Raw genomic sequence first — 16,055 nt, 5'->3', positions numbered from 1 at the left:
GCCCGCCCGGGTCAACGAATCCTCACGCAGGATTCAATTTTTCGTGAGGTATCGGCGGCCATCCCGCGCCACAATGCGGGCAGCCTCCCCACTGGCCCCGAGCTACCGATGTCCACCAAACGCGTGCTGATCGTTGAAGACGATGCCCACATCGCCGACCTGCTGCGCATGCACCTGGGCGATGAAGGCTACGACGTCGCCCACGCCGCCAGCGGCGACGCCGGCCTGCGCCTGCTCGAACAGGACGGACCGTGGGATGCGCTGGTGCTGGACGTGATGCTGCCCGGTGTGGATGGCCTGCAGGTGTGCCAGCGTGCACGCGCGATGGCACGTTACGTGCCGATCATCATCATCAGCGCGCGTGGCAGCGAAACCCAGCGCATCGTCGGCCTGGAACTGGGCGCGGACGACTACCTGGCCAAGCCGTTCTCGATGCCGGAGCTGGTAGCGCGGGTGCGTGCGCTGTTGCGCCGCGCCGAGGCGATGGCACAGAGCGCGCGCATCGATGCCGGTGCGATCGAGCTGGGCGGGTTGCAGCTGGACCCGGTCGCGCGCACTGCTTCAGTGGATGGCAATGCGCTGGAGCTGACCCCGCGCGAGTTCGACCTGCTGCTGTTCTTCGCGCGCCACCCGGACCAGGTGTTCGCTCGCATGGAGCTGCTCAACCAGGTCTGGGGCTACCAGCACGATGGTTACGAGCACACGGTCAACACCCACATCAACCGACTGCGCAGCAAGATCGAGCCGGACCCGGCCAACCCGCGGCGGCTGCTGACGGTGTGGGGACGCGGCTACAAGCTGGTCGATCCGGCCGGGGCGGCGGCATGATCAAGCCCAACCTGTGGCAGAAGCTGGCGGCGGTGATCGCCGCGCTGATGCTGATGTGCTGCATGGCGCTGCTGGCCCTGCAGATGCGCGCCAATACGCGCCATGAACAGGAAGTCGTGCAGCGGCTGTCACTGGGCCTGGCCGAGCACATCGCCCAGCGCAGCGAGCTGATGGATACCAGCGGCATGCGCGACGCCGCGGTGCGCGCGCTGTTCGGCCAGCTGATGGCGGTCAACCCCAGCGTCGAGGTCTACCTGCTGGACGACCAGGGCCGCATCCTCGGTCACGATGCACCCAGTGGACATCTGGTGCGCAACCGGGTGGACGTGGCGCCGCTGCGCCGCCTGCTGTCCGGTGCGCCGCTACCGATCCTGGGCGATGACCCGCGCAGTGCGGACGGGCGCAAGGTGTTCAGCGCCGCGCCGCTGATCGTGCAGGGCCGCCAGGCCGGTTATGTGTACGTGGTGCTGGTGGGCGAGCACCGGCAGATGCTGTCCGATGATCTTGCCGCCGGCAGCCAGTGGAACACCACATGGTGGTCGGTGGTGCTGGTCGGTGGCCTCGGCCTGCTGGCCGGGCTGGTGGCCTTCTACTGGGTGACCCGGCCGCTGCGCCGGCTGACCCGTCGCATCCAGGCCTTCGACATCGACGCCCCCACGCCGTTGCCGCCGCCGGAACCGCTGCGCCCCGGTGAACGCGACGAGCTGGTGATCCTCGAACACGCCCATGCGCAGATGGCGCAACGGCTGGGCGAGCAGTGGCAGCAGCTGCGCCAGCAGGACCTGCAGCGGCGCGAGCTGGTGGCCAACATCTCGCATGACCTGCGCACCCCGTTGTCATCGCTGCACGGCTATCTGGAGACGCTGGCGTTGAAGGACGCCACGTTGTCGCCGGACGAGCGCCGCCGCTATCTCGGCATCGCGCTGGCGCAGAGCGCCAAGGTCGGCCGCCTTGCACGCGCGCTGTTCGAGCTGGCGCGGCTGGAGCATGGCGAAGTACGTCTGGAGTGGGAGGTATTCGCGTTGCCGGAGCTGCTGCAGGACGTGCTGCAGAAGTTCGAGCTGGCGGCGCAGGCCCGCAGCCAGAGGTTGCATGCGGATTTCCCGCCGGGCTTGCCCCTGGTGCGCGCCGACCTGGGCCTGGTCGAACGGGTGCTGACCAACCTGCTCGACAACGCCCTGCGTCATGCACCCGAAGGGGGCCGGATCGAGGTACGCCTGCGTGCAACGCCGGACAGCGTCGAGGTGAGTGTGGCCGATGATGGCCCGGGTGTGGCGCCGGCACTGCGCGCGCAGCTGTTCCAGGCACCGGCCGCACTGGGTGCGCGCCGTGGCGAGAACGGCGGACTGGGCCTGTTGATCGTGCAGCGCATCGTGCAGTTGCATGGCCGCCGCATCGAACTGCGTGACAGCGAACAGGGTGCGCTGTTCGTGTTTGCGCTGCCGCGCGCGGAACCGGCGGCCTAGCAGGCCGCCGCGTGCTCCACCACGCCGCTGCTTTCCAGCGGCAGGTGCAGGCGGATGCAGGCGCCGCCCAGCTCGGAATCGGTCACCTCGACGTGGCCGTCGTGCTTGTCGGCCACCACCTGCACCAGCGCCAGGCCAAGGCCGAAGCCGGGGCTGCCCGGGTCGAGCCGCACGTAAGGCTGCAGCACCTGGCCGCGCAGTTCGGGCGCGATGCCGGGGCCGTCGTCCTCCACCTGCAGGCACAGCCAGCCGTCATTGACCGTGCTGGCAATGCGGATATGCCGGCGTGCATAGCGCAACGCATTGCCCAGCAGGTTGCGCAGGGCCAGTTCCAGCATGTGCCGGTTGGCGTTGACCAGGCCTGCCGGCGACAGCGCCTGCTGCACCGGCATCGGCAGCGGCGCGAACTGGGCGACCACGCCGCGCACCAGCGCGGCCAGCTGCAGGCGCTGGCGGGTCAGCTGATGGCAGCGGCCGAGCGCGGCGTACTCGACGCCGGCATCGGTCAGGTGCTGCAGCCGATCGACATCGGTGCGCAGCCCGCCCAGGGCATCACGCTGGATTTCGTCCAGCGCGGTGTCCTCCAGGTCGGCCAGACCGAAGCGCATGCGCGCCAGCGGCGTGCGCACTTCATGTGCCACCGCCTGCGCCAGCACGCGCTGGCTTTCCAGCAGCTGCTGCAGCTGTTCGGCCATGTGATTGAAGGCATTGGCCAACGGCCTCACCAGCGCGGTGCCGGCGCGCGGCGCGCGGGTGTCCAGCTGCCCATCGCGCATGCGCCGCGCCGCCTGCGCCAGCTGCGAGACATCGCGCCACAGGCGGTAGACCATCACGTACATCGGCAGTGCAACGGCCACCATCAGGATCAGCAGCAGGATGGCCACGCCGGAGACATCGCTGTCCTGCCAGCCTTCGTCGGGCAACGCTTCGTCCAGTGGTCCCAGCATCACCGCATAGTCGCTGTCACCAATACGCTGCAGGCTGCGCATGTGCTCCAGATCGATCTGCACCCGGCCATTGTTGAAGGGCGGGCGCTGGCTGGCGGGCAGCTCCTTCACTGCCTCGGCCAGTGGCACCATGCGCAGGGCATAGGCGAAATCGGTGTCGAGCTGGCGCGCCAGTGACGGCCACTGTTCGCGCGGAGTCTCGGCGAAGCGGTGCTGCAGCAGCGCATGGGTACCGCGCATCTCGGCCTGCAGGCCCGCTTCGGTGCGGTCTTCCAGCAGGGCGTCCCAGGCCCACAGGCCAAGCACGATCAACAGCAGGTGCGCGACCAGGAAGCCGATGCCATAGCGCAGGAAATGGAAGGCGTGACCGCGCATCGCCGAGGGCGTGCGTTTCATCCCCATGCCGATCGACTGAACAGGTAGCCGCGGCCGCGGACGGTCTTGATCCGTTCCGGTTGCTCGGGGTTGTCGCCCAGCTTGCGACGCAGGCGCGAGATGCGCGCATCGATCGAGCGGTCCAGGCCGTCGAAGGCGATCCCGCGCAGGCCACGCAGCAGCGCATCGCGGTCCAGGATCTGGCCGGCGTTGCTGGCCAGCAGGAACAGCAGGTCGAACTCGGCGGTGGTCAGTTCCAGCAGGCCGCCCTGCAGGTGCACGTTGCGGGTGGAGGGGTCGATGTTCAGCTCGCCGAAGCGCAGGCTGCCGTCACGGGGTTCAACCCGGCGGTGGCGGCGCAGGTGGGCGCGCAGGCGGGCCAGCAGCACCCGCGGTTCGATGGGCTTGCCGATGTAATCGTCGGCGCCCAGTTCCAGCCCCAGCACCTGGTCGATGTTGTCGGTGCGGGCGGTCAGCACGCAGATGATGCCGTCATAGTGGGGGCGGATCTGTCGACACACTTCGAAACCATCCTGGTCGGGCAGGCCGACGTCGAGCAGCACCAGCGCCGGCTTTTCGGCCAGGATGCGGGTCACCGCGCGCGCTCCGCTGCGCTCGTGTGCCACCTGGTAGCCATGCCGCTGCAGATAGTCGCTGACCATCGTACCCAGGCGGGCATCGTCTTCGACCAGTACGATATCCAGCATTTTCCAAGGCCTCCGTAGGCGCAGACGTACCGCCACGGCACGAGCGCGGCGATCCTATCCCAGCCTTCGGGCCGCCCGGGTTCCGGGGGCGGGCGCCATTCAGCCGGGGTTGCTGGCGCGCGGGCCGGGCCTCAGTCCCGGCAACACCTTGCTGCCCAGCATAGCCGGTTGCCGTTACAAAACGTTACGTGGTGGCCACGGCCGGTGACGATCGCTGACAGCAACGCGACTGACAGCGCACGCCGGCCGCGCCGAGCATGGAGTCTCCTCCGCTCCGCGTGCCGTCCCCATGTCGCCCGCCACCCCCTGCCTGCCCAACTCGTCCCGCCGCTGCCAGCGTGGAGGTTCGCGATGAGCGGCGTGGTCGGCGCCTGGTTGCCGCCCGCCGACGATGAGCAGCTGCTGCAACAGCTGGCACCGATGCTGCGCGCCCTGCAGCAGCGTGGGCGTGGACGTATCGGCTACTGGACGGATGCAGACGCCGGGGTCGCGCTGGGCCACTGCCGGGCCCCCACCGATATGCCGTTGCAGCCGCTGAGCTCGGACTGCGGTCGCTACGTACTGTGCCTGGACGGTCGCCTGTACAACCGCGCCGACCTGCAGGCGCAGCTGCGCGACCTGCCACGCAGCTGCAGCGATGCGCGGCTGCTGCTGCAGGCGATCGTCGAATGGGGCGTGCAGCGCGCGCTGTCGCGTATCGAGGGCGCTTTCGGTTTCAGCGTCTGGGACCGGCAGGCGCGCGTGTTGTGGCTGGCCCGTGACCCGGTCGGCGAGCGGCCGCTGTATTACGGCTGGTACCAGGGCCAGTTCCTGTTCGCCTCCGAGTTGAAGGCGCTGCAGGCCTTCGCCGGTTTCGCCCCGAGCATCGACCAGGATGCGCTGAGCCTGCTGCTGCGCCATGACTACGTGCCGGCGCCGCACACCATCTACCGCGGCATCCACAAGCTGGTGGCAGGCGCGATGCTGCGCATCGATCTTGCCGACCACGCTGCGGGCGGTTCCGGACAGGCCGCGCAGGGTGGTTCGCGCTACTGGTGCGCGCGCGATGCCATGCACAGCGCACTGCAGGAACCGCTGCAGCCGGCGCCCGACCTTGAGCAGGCCACCGATCAGCTGGAAGCAGTGCTGCAGAAGGCCATCGCTGCGCGCATGCACTCGCCACTGGCCTGCGGCGCGTTCCTGTCCGGCGGCACGGACTCGTCGCTGGTAACGGCAATGATGCAGGCCCAGTCGACCCTGCCGGTCGAGGCCTGGACGGTGGGCTTCGATGATCCCGGCCATGACGAGAGCGACTGGGCCTCGCAGGTCGCGCGCCACCTGGGCGTGCAGCACCATCTGCACCGCATGGACGCTCGCCAGGGCCTGGACCTGCTGCAGCGCCTGCCGCAGGTCTGGTGCGAGCCGTTCGCCGACGCTTCGCAGCTGCCGACGCTGCTGGCCAGCGAACTGCTGGGTGCGCGCAAGCCGGTGGCGCTGACCGGGGACGGCGGCGATGAGTTGTTCTTCGGCCATCCCAGTTACGGCCGTGCGCTGCGCAATGCCCGCCTGTGCGGTGGCCTGCCGGACTGGGTGCGTGATCTGGCGCGGCGCAGCGGCAACCGCATGAACGTTGAGCGCGGCCGCCTCGGTGGTTGGCGTGCATTGGTGGCCGAGGTTGCTGCCAACGATGTGGAAGGTCACTACCTGCAGCGGGTGACCCGCTGGCGGCAGCCGGCGCAGGTGGTGCTGGGTGCGCGTGAGCCGGTGACGATCTTCCAGCAGCAGGACACGACGCTGCCGGCCGAGGCGCGCATCCAGCTGCTGGATTTCCGCATGGACCTGGCCGAGGGCATCCTGGCCAAGGTCGACCGTGCGGGCATGGCGGCGGGGGTGGAAACGCGCGCGCCGCTGCTGGACATGGACGTGGTGCGCTTTGCCTGGCGCCTGCCGCAGCACCTGAAGTACCACGACGGCGAGCACAAGCTGATTCTGAAGCACCTGCTGGCGCGCTACCTGCCCGAGCCGCTGGTGTACCGCCCCAAGCGCGGCTTCGGTCCGCCGATGGCGCGGTGGTTGGCCGGCCCGCTGCGCGATTGGGCGGAGGCGCTGCTGGACCCGCAGCGGCTGCGCAACCAGGGCTGCTTCGATGCAGTACGCGTGCGCGGCATCTGGGAAGCGTTCCTGCGCGGTGAGCGCAAGTGGCACACGCACCTGTGGAACGTGTTGATGTTCCAGGCGTGGCACCAGCATTGGCACGGTGGTCGCGGGCGCTGAGCCTTTCCTGCCTCGCGTGTGGCGGATGCATTCTGCGCGGCGCCGGGCGGATGCCCTTGCGTACGAATGTCCTCCGGCGCCGGCCGTTGGCCGTCACCTCCCCCTTTACTTCGTACGCAAGGGCCTCCGCCCTGCGTTCGAAGTTCGTCGGCGCCTCGTTGAGAGGCTACCGCGCGCGCTGCGCTCTCCTCACCGCACGCCGAGCCTCGTCGGGGTGGGCAGGGGTCTGGGCAAAGTAGAGGAGGAGGTGACGGCCAACGGCCAGCGCCGGGGAACATTTGCCCAGGCCCCTGCCTGCCCCGGCGGGGCCCATCGGTTCGCGGCAGATCAGGACGAAGACACGCTCCTGGCGGATGCACTCTGCGCGGCGCAGGACGGAGACCCTTGCGTACGAATGTCCTCCGGCGCCGGCCGTTGGCCGTCACCTCCCCCTTTACTTCGTACGCAAGGGCCTCCGCCCTGCGTTCGAAGTTCGTCGGCGCCTCGTTGAGAGGCTACCGCGCGCGCTGCGCTCTCCTCACCGCACGCCGAGCCTCGTCGGGGGGGCAGGGGTCTGGGCAAAGTAGAGGAGGAGGTGACGGCCAACGGCCGGCGCCGGGGGACATTTGCCCAGGCCCCTGCCTGCCCCGGCGGGGCCCTTCAGCCTGCAGAGACGTCGGACGAAGACGCACTTCGGTATCCAAACGACAGGCAAAAAAAGACCCGGCAGAGGGAGGGATCTGCCGGGTCCGGATTGCATGGGGGGAGGGACCCATGCAATGAGCGTTGCGTCGCGTCAGTGACTGTTCGCGTCCGCCGTTGATTCGTTGTAACCCTGCACCAGTTCCGACCAGGCCTTGCTGGCCTGCAGGCCGAGACCGACCACATCCTGCTGCGCCTGGCCCAGCCGCTGCAGATTGTCCTGCCACAGCTGTGCACCCCTGGAGAGCGTCCCGGCCGCATCCTCGCCGCGGGCCAGTTCGCCGAGCCAGCCGCCCGTCGCGGTCAGGTTGCGCTCCATCACCTTCAGCTGCACGCCGAACACGCTTTCTGCGTTTTCCAACGCCAACCGGTTCGCACGCGTTGCGGCGGCGGCGAGCTGGCGGGTGGCATCACTGAAGCGATCGCTGAAGGCGGCGGCCATGGGGCATCAGGGAGTGACTTGATGCAATGCAGCATACGCCGTTGATGCGGCAATGCAACAAAAATAACAAAGGCGCCCAGGGCGCCTTTAAAAACCCTTCAGTATCAATGGCTTGATCAGGTGGACGGGCCGCGGTAGCGGCAGCCGGACGTGCAGGTTTCGTGCACGGTGATCTCGCTCAACGCCGGCAGGCTGGGTTTGAGTTCGTTCCAGATCCACACCGCCAGGTTCTCGCTGGTCGGGTTCTCAAGGCCAGGGATATCGTTGAGGTAGTGGTGGTCCAGGCGGTCGTAGATCGGCTGGAAGGCGGCCTTCACATCACCGAAGTCCATGATCCAGCCAGTCTGCACGCCCGGCTCGCCCTCCACCTTCAGTTCCACCCGGAACGAGTGGCCATGCAGGCGCGCGCACTTGTGCCCTGGCGGCACGTTGGGGAGGCGGTGCGCCGCCTCGATCATGAAGACTTTGAAGATTTCCATGGCGCCATTGTACGTCGCAGCTGTCGCCTACGGCCGGCCGGCGCAGATGTGCCTGTGAAGAAATTCTTTCCATCCGGATGAAGAGATGATAGTTTCTCTTATATCCGTATGAAGAGATGTTATTGGCCGAGCCCCGGCCAGGCATGGACTACTGCGGAACTTACGTCGTCCTTCCACTACCTCCCCCACATCGTCATGCCCCAGCACACCCTGCTCGTGGCGGCCCTGGCCGTCGCTCTGGCCGCGCCTTTGTCCGCCGCCGCCGAAACCTCCGCCGCCGCCAGTGGCGAAGCCAGCACGCTGGCTGCCGTGCGCGTTACCGGCTCCAACATCAAGCGCGCCGATACCGAGGCCTCCAACCCGGTGCAGGTGATCGGCCGCCAGCAGCTGGAACAGACCGGCAAGGCCACCGTGGCCGATGTGCTGCGTTCGATCTCAGCCAACACCGGTAACGCGGCCAACGAAACCACCAACAACGGCTGGGCCTCCGGTTCGGCCGGCATCGGCCTGCGTGGCCTGTCGCAGAAGAACACGCTGGTGCTGCTCAACGGCCGTCGCCTGGCCAACTATGGCTTCCCGGCCGGTGGCCTGTCCGACACCTTCGTCGATCTCAACGCGTTGCCGCTGGTGGCGGTCGAGCGCATCGAAGTGCTCAAGGACGGCGCTTCGGCCGTTTACGGTTCCGATGCGGTGGCCGGCGTAGTCAACATCATCACCCGGCAGAACTTCGAAGGCGCCGAGATCGGCGGCAGCTTCGGCGGTGCCGACCAGGGCGGCCTGCACGAGCAGAACCTGAAGTTCGTCGGCGGCCTCGGTGATCTGGACACTGATGGCTACAACATCCTCTTCAGCCTGCAGGGCTACAACCGCGAGCGCCTGGACCAGGACGAACGCAACCTGACCAAGAGCGGCATCTACACCGACCAGCCGGGCGGCCGCTGGAACGGCTGGTCGGCCAAGGGCGCGCGCTACCTGGTCAACGGCGTGTCGGTGCCGATGCTCGATGCCAACGGCAACTGCCCGGCCGGCACCACGCGTGTCGCCAGTGCGCCGATCGATGGCCTGGCCGGCGATACCTGCGGTTTCAACCAGGCGCCGTTCACCACGCTGATTCCCTCGACCAAGCGTTACCAGGCCTACGCCAACGGCACCTTCCGCCTGAACGACAACGTCGAGGCCTTCGGCGAAGTGCTGTACAGCCAGATCAAGAGCGCCGCCTGGTTCGGCAGCAGCCCGTTCTTCACTCTGGAAAGCGGTCGCTTCGCGTTGAACGCCAACAGCGGCCTGGCCGAGCCGGTGTCGTCGCTGCTGCCGGCCAGCAATCCATACAACCGGTACGGCCGCGCGATCCCGATCGAGTACACCTTCTTCGACCTCGGCGGCACCATCAAGACCAACCGCTCCACCGCCTATCGCGGCGTCTTCGGCCTGCGCGGCACCACCGCGAACTGGGACTGGGAAGTGGCCGCATTCGGTGCGCGCAGCAGCGAGCGCGAGACCGTATCCGGTGGCTTCGCCAACCGCTGGGCACTGGCCGATGCGCTGGCCACGGGCAGCTACAACCTGCTCAACCCCGCCGCGACGCCGCAGTCGGTGCGCGATGCGATCAACATCGCCACGTTGCGCCCGGCCGAGTCCAAGCTGCAGGGCATCGACGCGAAGATTTCCGGCACTCTCGGCCACAGCTGGGCCGGTGACATCGGCTTCGCTGCCGGTGCCGAGTGGCGCCGCGAGAAGCTCGACTCCAACAATCCGTGGCAGATCGATGCCGGCCTGCAGGTGCGCCCGGCCATCGCCGAAGTGCATGGCCAGCGCCAGGTCAGTGCCGCCTACGCCGAAGTGAACGTGCCGCTGGCGTCCACGCTGGAGCTGTCCGCTGCTGCGCGCGCCGACCATTACGATGATTTCGGCGATGCGTTCTCGCCGAAGATCGGCCTGCGCTGGCAGCCGCTCGACTTCCTGCTGGTGCGTGCCTCGGCGTCGAAGGGCTTCCGTGCACCGTCGCTGTCGGAAAACTCCAACAGCACCAGCATCGCCTACGGCAGCGTGGTCGACCCGCGTGACCCGGACGTGCCGGGTTCGCGCCAGAACCCGACCTTCTTCACCGTCGGCAACAACGCGCTGAAACCCGAACGCACCAAGAGCGTGAACTTCGGCGTGGTGCTGTCGCCGTGGGCCAACACCAACCTGAGCGTGGACTACTACCGCATCCAGCTGGACAACCTGGTCGGTACCAACAACACCCAGACCCTGGTCAACGACAACGTGGCCGGCGCGGTGCAGCGCGACGAGCGCGGCAAGCTGCAGGCGGTCTACAACCGCTACCAGAACCTGAGCGAACTGAAGACCTCGGGCATCGACGTCGAACTGCGCCAGCGCATCCCGACCGCGGCACTGGGTGACTTCACCGTGTCCTCGGCCTACACCCACGTGCGCGACTACCGTCGCCCGACCGTGGTCGGCGGCCCGCTGGTGGATTACGCCGGCAGCAACCTGGGCGCGACCCTGCCCAAGGACAAGGCCACCACCACGCTGGACTGGAAGTACGGCGACTTCAACGCCGCCGTGACCTGGTACTACACCAGCAGCTACCGCCAGGAGGCCAGCACCGCGGCCAAGGCCGTGCAGCAGCGCGTCGGCAGCTACAGCCAGTACGACCTGTACCTGGGCTACACCGGCATCGACAAGCTGACGCTGTACGCGAAGGTGCAGAACCTGGCCGACAAGACGCCGCCGTACGACGCCTCGTTCCCGGGCATCCGCGCGCCGTACGACTTCAGCCAGTACGACCTGCGCGGCCGCTACTTCACGCTGGGCTTCGATTACCGCTTCTGATCCATCCGCCGCGGCCGGTCACCTGAAGGGACCGGCCGCGCGATCGTCTGCCGTTGTGTTCCAGGGGAGTCACCGTGTCCTTGCATCGCCGTACTGTTCTTCCGTTGCTGATCGCCGCCGCCACCGCGCTGTCCCCGCCGCAGCCGGCGCAGGCACAGAGCGCGTACTTCTTCCCGCAGGTCACCGACGCTGCCGCGTTCGATGCGGCGGTGCCCACGCCGGAGCAGTTCCTCGGCTACCCGATCGGCAGCCGTTACACCCGGCACGACCAGCTGGTGGCGTACTTCCAGGAACTGGCGAAGCGTTCCGACAAAATCAGCGTGCGCGAGATCGGTCGCAGCTATGAGGGCCGCCCGCTGCTGATCGCCACCGTCACTGCTGCAGGCAATCATGCGCGGCTGGAGCAGATCCGCCAGCAGCACGCGACCCTGGCCGATCCAGCGCAGCCGCTCAGCGCGGCCGGCGACAGTCCGGTAGTGGTGTGGCTGGGCTACAGCGTGCATGGCAACGAGACCTCCAGCGCAGAAGCGGCGATGTTGACGGCCTACTACCTGGTGGCCAACCGCAGCGCCGAGACCCAGCAATGGCTGCAGCAGGCAGTCGTGCTGTTCGACCCGGCGCAGAATCCGGACGGCCGTGATCGTGCTGCCAACTGGCACAACGCCTGGGCCTCCGATCCGGCCTCGGCGGACCCGGCTGACAAGGAGCACGTCGAACCGTTCCCGCAGGGGCGCACCAACCACTACTTCACCGATCTCAACCGCGACTGGCTGGCCCTGACCCAGCAGGACTCGCGGCCGAAGGTGGAGGTGTTCCACCAGTGGTACCCGAACGTGCAGATCGACTTCCACGAGATGGGCAAGGACAGCACCTACTACTTCGAGCCGTCGCCGAAGAGCATGCACAGCCCGCTGATTCCGGCGGCGTCGTATGAGTTCAACAAGACCCTGGCCAGGTACCACGCGCAGGCGCTGGATGCGCTGGGTTCGCTGTACTACACCGGCGAGAACTTCGACAACTTCTCACCGGTGTATGGCTCTACCTACCCGGACTTCCATGGCGCGGTCGGCGTGACCGTCGAACAGGCCAGCTCGCGCGGCCGCGTGCAGGAATCGGTGAATGGCCTGCTGACCTTCCCGTTCACCATCCGCAACCAGGTCGCCACCGGGCTGGGCACCGTGCGTGGCGCGGTGACCGAGCGCAGCGGCCTGTTCGACCTGCAGAAGCAGTTCTTCCAGAGTGCACTGAAACAGGCCGCGCAGCAGCCGGTGAAGAGCTTTGTGTTCGGCGATGCGCATGACCCGGCACTGACCCGTCGCCTGCTGCAACTGCTGCTGCTGCATCGCATCGAGGTGCGCGCACTGGACCGTGCAGTCACTGTCGATGGTCAGCACTTCGACGCCGGCAGCGCCTACGTGGTGCCGGTGCAGCAGGCGCAGTTCCGTCTGGTGCATTCGATCTTTGCCGAGACGCCGCCGATCAAGGGCGATGTGTTCTACGGCAGCACCAGTTATGCAATCGCACCGGCCTACGGCGTGGCCTTCGCGGGCAGCCGCAGCCGCATCGGCGGTGGCGCACGCGTGACCGCGCTGCCGGCCGAGCAGGGTGCGGTGCAGGGTGGCGAGGCCGGATTCGCCTATGCGATCGACTGGCGCGACTACAACGCCGGGCGCGTGCTGGCCGCGTTGCAGGGCAAGGGCGTGAATGCACGCGCGGCATTCCAGCCGTTCACCACGGCGACCGCGCAGGGCGACATCAGCTTCGCCGCCGGCAGCCTGGTCATTCCGGTCGCCGGGCAGTCGCTGCAGGGTGCGGCATTGCTTGAGGCGGTGACATCCGCCGCGCGCGAGGCGGGCGTACAGGTCCACGCGCTGTCCAGCGGCCGCAGCCGCGAAGGCATCGACCTCGGCAGTGACGGCGTCAAGGCGCTGCGCAAGCCTGCGGTGGCACTGGTGATGGGCGAGGGCGTGGCCGCCACCGAAATCGGATCGGCGTGGTTCCTGCTCGACCAGCAGCTGCAGTTGCCAGCCAGCAAGCTGGATCCGCAGCAGCTGGGCAAGGTGCCGCTGGACCGCTACACCACGATCGTGCTGTCCGGTGGCACCTACACGGGCGTCGATGCCACGGCGGTGGCTGCACTGAAGCGCTGGGTGCAGGCCGGTGGTTCACTGGTGACCTACGGCAGTGCCTCGAAGTGGGCGATCGAGCAGAAGCTGGCCGACGGCGAAAAGCTCGGCAAGGAAGAAGACGCTGCTGATGCAAGTCGCCGCGCGTTTGGCGACCAGCGCGACATCGCTGCGATCGAGCGGGTCAGCGGCAACATCCTCAGTGCCGACGTGGATACCAGCCATCCGTTGGCGTTCGGCGTGCCGCGCCGGCAGCTGGCGATCAACAAGGAGAACACGGTGACGCTGCAGCCGAGCGCGAACCCGTTCTCCACGGTGGTGCGCATCGACACGCCGCCGCGGGTGAACGGCTACCTGTCCGAGCGTAACCGCACGCGGGTGGCAGGCAGTGCATGGCTGCTGGTGTCGGCGCAGGGGCAGGGCAACGTGGTGCTGTTTGCCGATGACCCGGCGCACCGCAAGTACTGGCACGGAACGGACCGACTGCTGATCAACGCGATCTTCTTCGGGAATCTGGTGAATCCGAGTAAAGCGCGGGGTTGAGGGTTTGCGCGCCTTTGTTGACGCGTGTGGGGGAGGCCGGGCGGGCTGCGCAGGACACGCTGTAAATACGTCCATGTAAGCTCGATCGGCGCATCCATGCGCCTCATGGTCCTGCGCAGCCCGCCCGGCCTCCCCTCGACAGTTTCCTGCGGGCGCGGACGCATCAGACCCCAAGGCGGGAGCAAGGGCAAAAGCAAAAGCAAAAGCAAAAGCAAAGCCAGGAATTGCGACTTCGGCTTTTGCCTTTGAATTTGAATTTGAATTTGATCTTTCTTCTCCCGGCTACCCGGCGGGAGAAGAAGGCGCAGGCAATGCTTGAAGCGGATGGGCATGGGGGCAGCGCAGAACCGTTGGCGCCATGGATGGCGCCATCGAGCTTACATGGACGTATTTACAGCGTGTTCTGCGCTGCCCCCATGCCCATTCGCCCTCGGTACTGCCACCGCGTGCTTTATCACCCGGTAGCCCGCAACAAAAAAGGACGGCGCGTCAGCGCCGTCCCTCGATAGCTCCCCGCGCAGCGGGAAGCACCCTCCCTGTCAGCTGGGATCAGCCGGCGCGACCGCCGCCGTTGCCACCCTGGCCGCGGCCACGGCCGCCACCATTGCCGCCACCGCCACGGCGCTGGCCCTGACCCGCGCCCGCACGCTGCTGGCCATTGCCGCCGCCCTCGCGACGGCCACCACCGGCCTTCTTCGGGCCGGCATGCGCATGGCGCGGTGCATCGCCGTGCGGACGGCGTGCGTGGCTCTTGCGCGGCGCGCGCTCACCGGTATCGTGCTCGGCCTTGCCCGGCGCACTGTTGCCCCAGCGGATCGGCGTCTGCAGCTCGAAGCCCGGCACATCGCGGATGTCCATGTCGCGGCCCAGCAGGCGCACGATCGCGCGCAGCAGCTTCACTTCATCCTGCGCCACCAGCGAAATCGCCTGGCCGGTGGAACCGTTGCGGCCGGTACGGCCGATGCGGTGCACGTAATCCTCGGCCACCATCGGCAGATCGAAGTTGATCACCTTCGGCAGCTCGTTGATGTCGATGCCACGCGCGGCGATGTCGGTGGCCACCAGCACGGTCACGCGGCCGGCCTTGAAGTCGCCCAGTGCACGCAGGCGCTGGCCCTGGCTCTTGTTGCCATGGATCGCTGCGGTCTTGATGCCCGACTTTTCCAGGAACGTGGCCAGCTTGTCGCTGCCGTGCTTGGTGCGGGCGAACACCAGTGTCTGCTCGCGGCTGTCCTGCGCCAGCAGGTGCAGCAGCAGGTCGCGCTTGCGGCCGGCATCGACCGGGTGCACGCGGTGGGTGATGGTTTCGGCCACGGTGTTCTTCGGCGTCACCTGGATCTGTTCCGGGTTGCGCATGAACTCCAGCGCCAGCTGGCGGATGTTGTCCTCGAAGGTGGCCGAGAACAGCAGGGTCTGCCGGTTCTGCTTCGGCAGCTTGGCCAGGATGCGCTTGATCGACGGCAGGAAGCCCATGTCGAGCATGCGGTCGGCTTCGTCCAGGATCAGCACTTCGATACCGGACAGGTCGACGCTGCGACGCTCCAGGTGGTCGATCAGGCGGCCCGGGCAGGCCACCAGCAGGTCCACGCCACGGCGCAGGATATCCAGCTGGTTGCCCATGCCGACGCCGCCGTAGATGCAGGCGCTGGGAATGCGCAGGTACTTGCTGTAGCCACGCAGGCTGTCATGCACCTGGGTGGCCAGCTCGCGGGTCGGGGCCAGGATCAGCGCGCGCGGCTTGCGCGGGCCGGCGCGCACTTCCTGCGACGCGGTGCCCAGGTGCTGCAGCAGCGGCAGGCCGAAGGCGGCGGTCTTGCCGGTACCGGTCTGTGCACCGGCCAGCAGGTCGCGGCCGGCCAGCGCCAGCGGGATCGCCTGCTGCTGGATCGGGGTCGGGTTTTCGTAGCCCTGCTCGGCCAGCGCACGCAGCAGGAAGGGCGCCAGGCCCAGCGATTCAAAAGACATTGAGTTTGCTCCAAGTACAAGAAACGCCTGTCCGAACGGACAGACGGGGGCAGATCAGAGTGATCGGCTGACTCGGAGCGTTCCCGTGAACCGCGCTGCGAGAATTGGGTGCAGCCGGCACGAAGCGCAGGCTGGAATGCGTGACGAACGGCGTCGGAGTGGGGGCGGGCGAAGAGGGCGGACCCTGGTCGCCGGCGATCCCGGAGGGAAACGGACGGCCGCTGCAGACCCTGCAAGTCTAAACGATGTTTGAGACTTCACGCAAAAAGGCCTGTTCAGGTAGGGGGTGTCTCTGCAGGGCTGAGCCCTGCACCAGCAGAGGCCGGAGCCACGTCAGCGTCAACGTCAAAAGCTGGCTTCCTGAGGGTTGGCGGGGTGGGTCCGGTGGCGGGAGACGCCGTAAACCCG

Annotated in this window: 10 protein-coding genes; 5 read left to right on the top strand and 5 right to left on the bottom strand. The window is 67.6% G+C overall.

Going from position 1 to position 16,055, the window contains the following annotated elements; translation table 11 throughout:
* Positions 1-108: 108 nt before the first annotated feature.
* On the top strand, positions 109-828 hold the full coding sequence (locus ARC23_RS17055; RefSeq protein ID WP_014035866.1) for a response regulator transcription factor: 720 nt from the start codon (positions 109-111) through the stop codon (positions 826-828).
* Entirely contained in the window at positions 825-2,294 is a 1,470-nt protein-coding gene (locus ARC23_RS17050; protein ID WP_057498297.1) for a sensor histidine kinase, read from the top strand. Before ARC23_RS17055 ends, ARC23_RS17050 begins: the two co-directional genes overlap by 4 nt.
* On the opposite strand, the gene ARC23_RS17045 is transcribed toward ARC23_RS17050, so the two are convergent.
* Together ARC23_RS17045 and ARC23_RS17040 are read right to left on the bottom strand one after the other, a co-directional pair.
* Positions 2,291-3,637 carry an ATP-binding protein gene (locus ARC23_RS17045; RefSeq protein ID WP_057498296.1) on the bottom strand — a complete coding sequence of 449 codons (1,347 nt, stop codon included), beginning with the start codon at positions 3,635-3,637 and terminating at the stop codon, positions 2,291-2,293. The two genes, ARC23_RS17050 and ARC23_RS17045, sit on opposite strands and share 4 nt — an antisense overlap.
* Positions 3,634-4,323 carry a winged helix-turn-helix domain-containing protein gene (locus tag ARC23_RS17040; RefSeq protein WP_057498295.1) on the bottom strand — a complete coding sequence of 230 codons (690 nt, stop codon included), beginning with the start codon at positions 4,321-4,323 and terminating at the stop codon, positions 3,634-3,636. Before ARC23_RS17040 ends, ARC23_RS17045 begins: the two co-directional genes overlap by 4 nt.
* 351 nt (positions 4,324-4,674) lie before the next feature.
* Between ARC23_RS17040 and asnB the strand changes: the two genes are divergently transcribed.
* Positions 4,675-6,576 (top strand): asparagine synthase (glutamine-hydrolyzing), encoded by a 1,902-nt coding sequence (gene asnB / locus ARC23_RS17035; protein ID WP_057498294.1) that lies wholly within the window; start codon positions 4,675-4,677, stop codon positions 6,574-6,576.
* Positions 6,577-7,351: 775 nt separating this feature from the next.
* Here the strand turns inward: asnB and ARC23_RS17030 are convergent.
* Entirely contained in the window at positions 7,352-7,699 is a 348-nt protein-coding gene (locus tag ARC23_RS17030; protein WP_057498293.1) for a phasin family protein, read from the bottom strand.
* Between the two features lie 116 nt (positions 7,700-7,815).
* Positions 7,816-8,178: a 6-carboxytetrahydropterin synthase QueD gene (gene queD, locus ARC23_RS17025; protein ID WP_057498292.1), complete on the bottom strand. Its 363-nt coding sequence runs from the start codon at positions 8,176-8,178 to the stop codon at positions 7,816-7,818.
* Between the two features lie 195 nt (positions 8,179-8,373).
* Between queD and ARC23_RS17020 the strand changes: the two genes are divergently transcribed.
* Positions 8,374-11,013 carry a TonB-dependent receptor gene (locus ARC23_RS17020; RefSeq protein WP_057498291.1) on the top strand — a complete coding sequence of 880 codons (2,640 nt, stop codon included), beginning with the start codon at positions 8,374-8,376 and terminating at the stop codon, positions 11,011-11,013.
* 74 nt (positions 11,014-11,087) lie between these two features.
* Entirely contained in the window at positions 11,088-13,682 is a 2,595-nt protein-coding gene (locus ARC23_RS17015; RefSeq protein WP_057498290.1) for a M14 family zinc carboxypeptidase, read from the top strand.
* A gap of 549 nt (positions 13,683-14,231) precedes the next feature.
* On the opposite strand, the gene ARC23_RS17010 is transcribed toward ARC23_RS17015, so the two are convergent.
* Complete coding sequence (locus tag ARC23_RS17010; RefSeq protein WP_057498289.1) at positions 14,232-15,647, bottom strand: DEAD/DEAH box helicase; 1,416 nt, start codon at positions 15,645-15,647, stop codon at positions 14,232-14,234.
* Positions 15,648-16,055 lie beyond the last annotated feature (408 nt).

The organism is Stenotrophomonas beteli (genome assembly GCF_001431665.1).
GTDB classification, from domain to species: domain Bacteria; phylum Pseudomonadota; class Gammaproteobacteria; order Xanthomonadales; family Xanthomonadaceae; genus Stenotrophomonas; species Stenotrophomonas beteli.
Note: the sequence above shows the minus strand (reverse complement) of the source record. Positions and strands in the feature narration are given on the sequence as shown.

Coding starts and splice junctions, on each gene's coding strand:
- ARC23_RS17055 (WP_014035866.1), top strand. CDS start 109: ATGTCCACCAAACGCGTGCTGATCGTTGAAGACGATGCCCACATCGCC.
- ARC23_RS17050 (WP_057498297.1), top strand. CDS start 825: ATGATCAAGCCCAACCTGTGGCAGAAGCTGGCGGCGGTGATCGCCGCG.
- ARC23_RS17045 (WP_057498296.1), bottom strand. CDS start 3,637: ATGAAACGCACGCCCTCGGCGATGCGCGGTCACGCCTTCCATTTCCTG.
- ARC23_RS17040 (WP_057498295.1), bottom strand. CDS start 4,323: ATGCTGGATATCGTACTGGTCGAAGACGATGCCCGCCTGGGTACGATG.
- asnB (WP_057498294.1), top strand. CDS start 4,675: ATGAGCGGCGTGGTCGGCGCCTGGTTGCCGCCCGCCGACGATGAGCAG.
- ARC23_RS17030 (WP_057498293.1), bottom strand. CDS start 7,699: ATGGCCGCCGCCTTCAGCGATCGCTTCAGTGATGCCACCCGCCAGCTC.
- queD (WP_057498292.1), bottom strand. CDS start 8,178: ATGGAAATCTTCAAAGTCTTCATGATCGAGGCGGCGCACCGCCTCCCC.
- ARC23_RS17020 (WP_057498291.1), top strand. CDS start 8,374: ATGCCCCAGCACACCCTGCTCGTGGCGGCCCTGGCCGTCGCTCTGGCC.
- ARC23_RS17010 (WP_057498289.1), bottom strand. CDS start 15,647: ATGTCTTTTGAATCGCTGGGCCTGGCGCCCTTCCTGCTGCGTGCGCTG.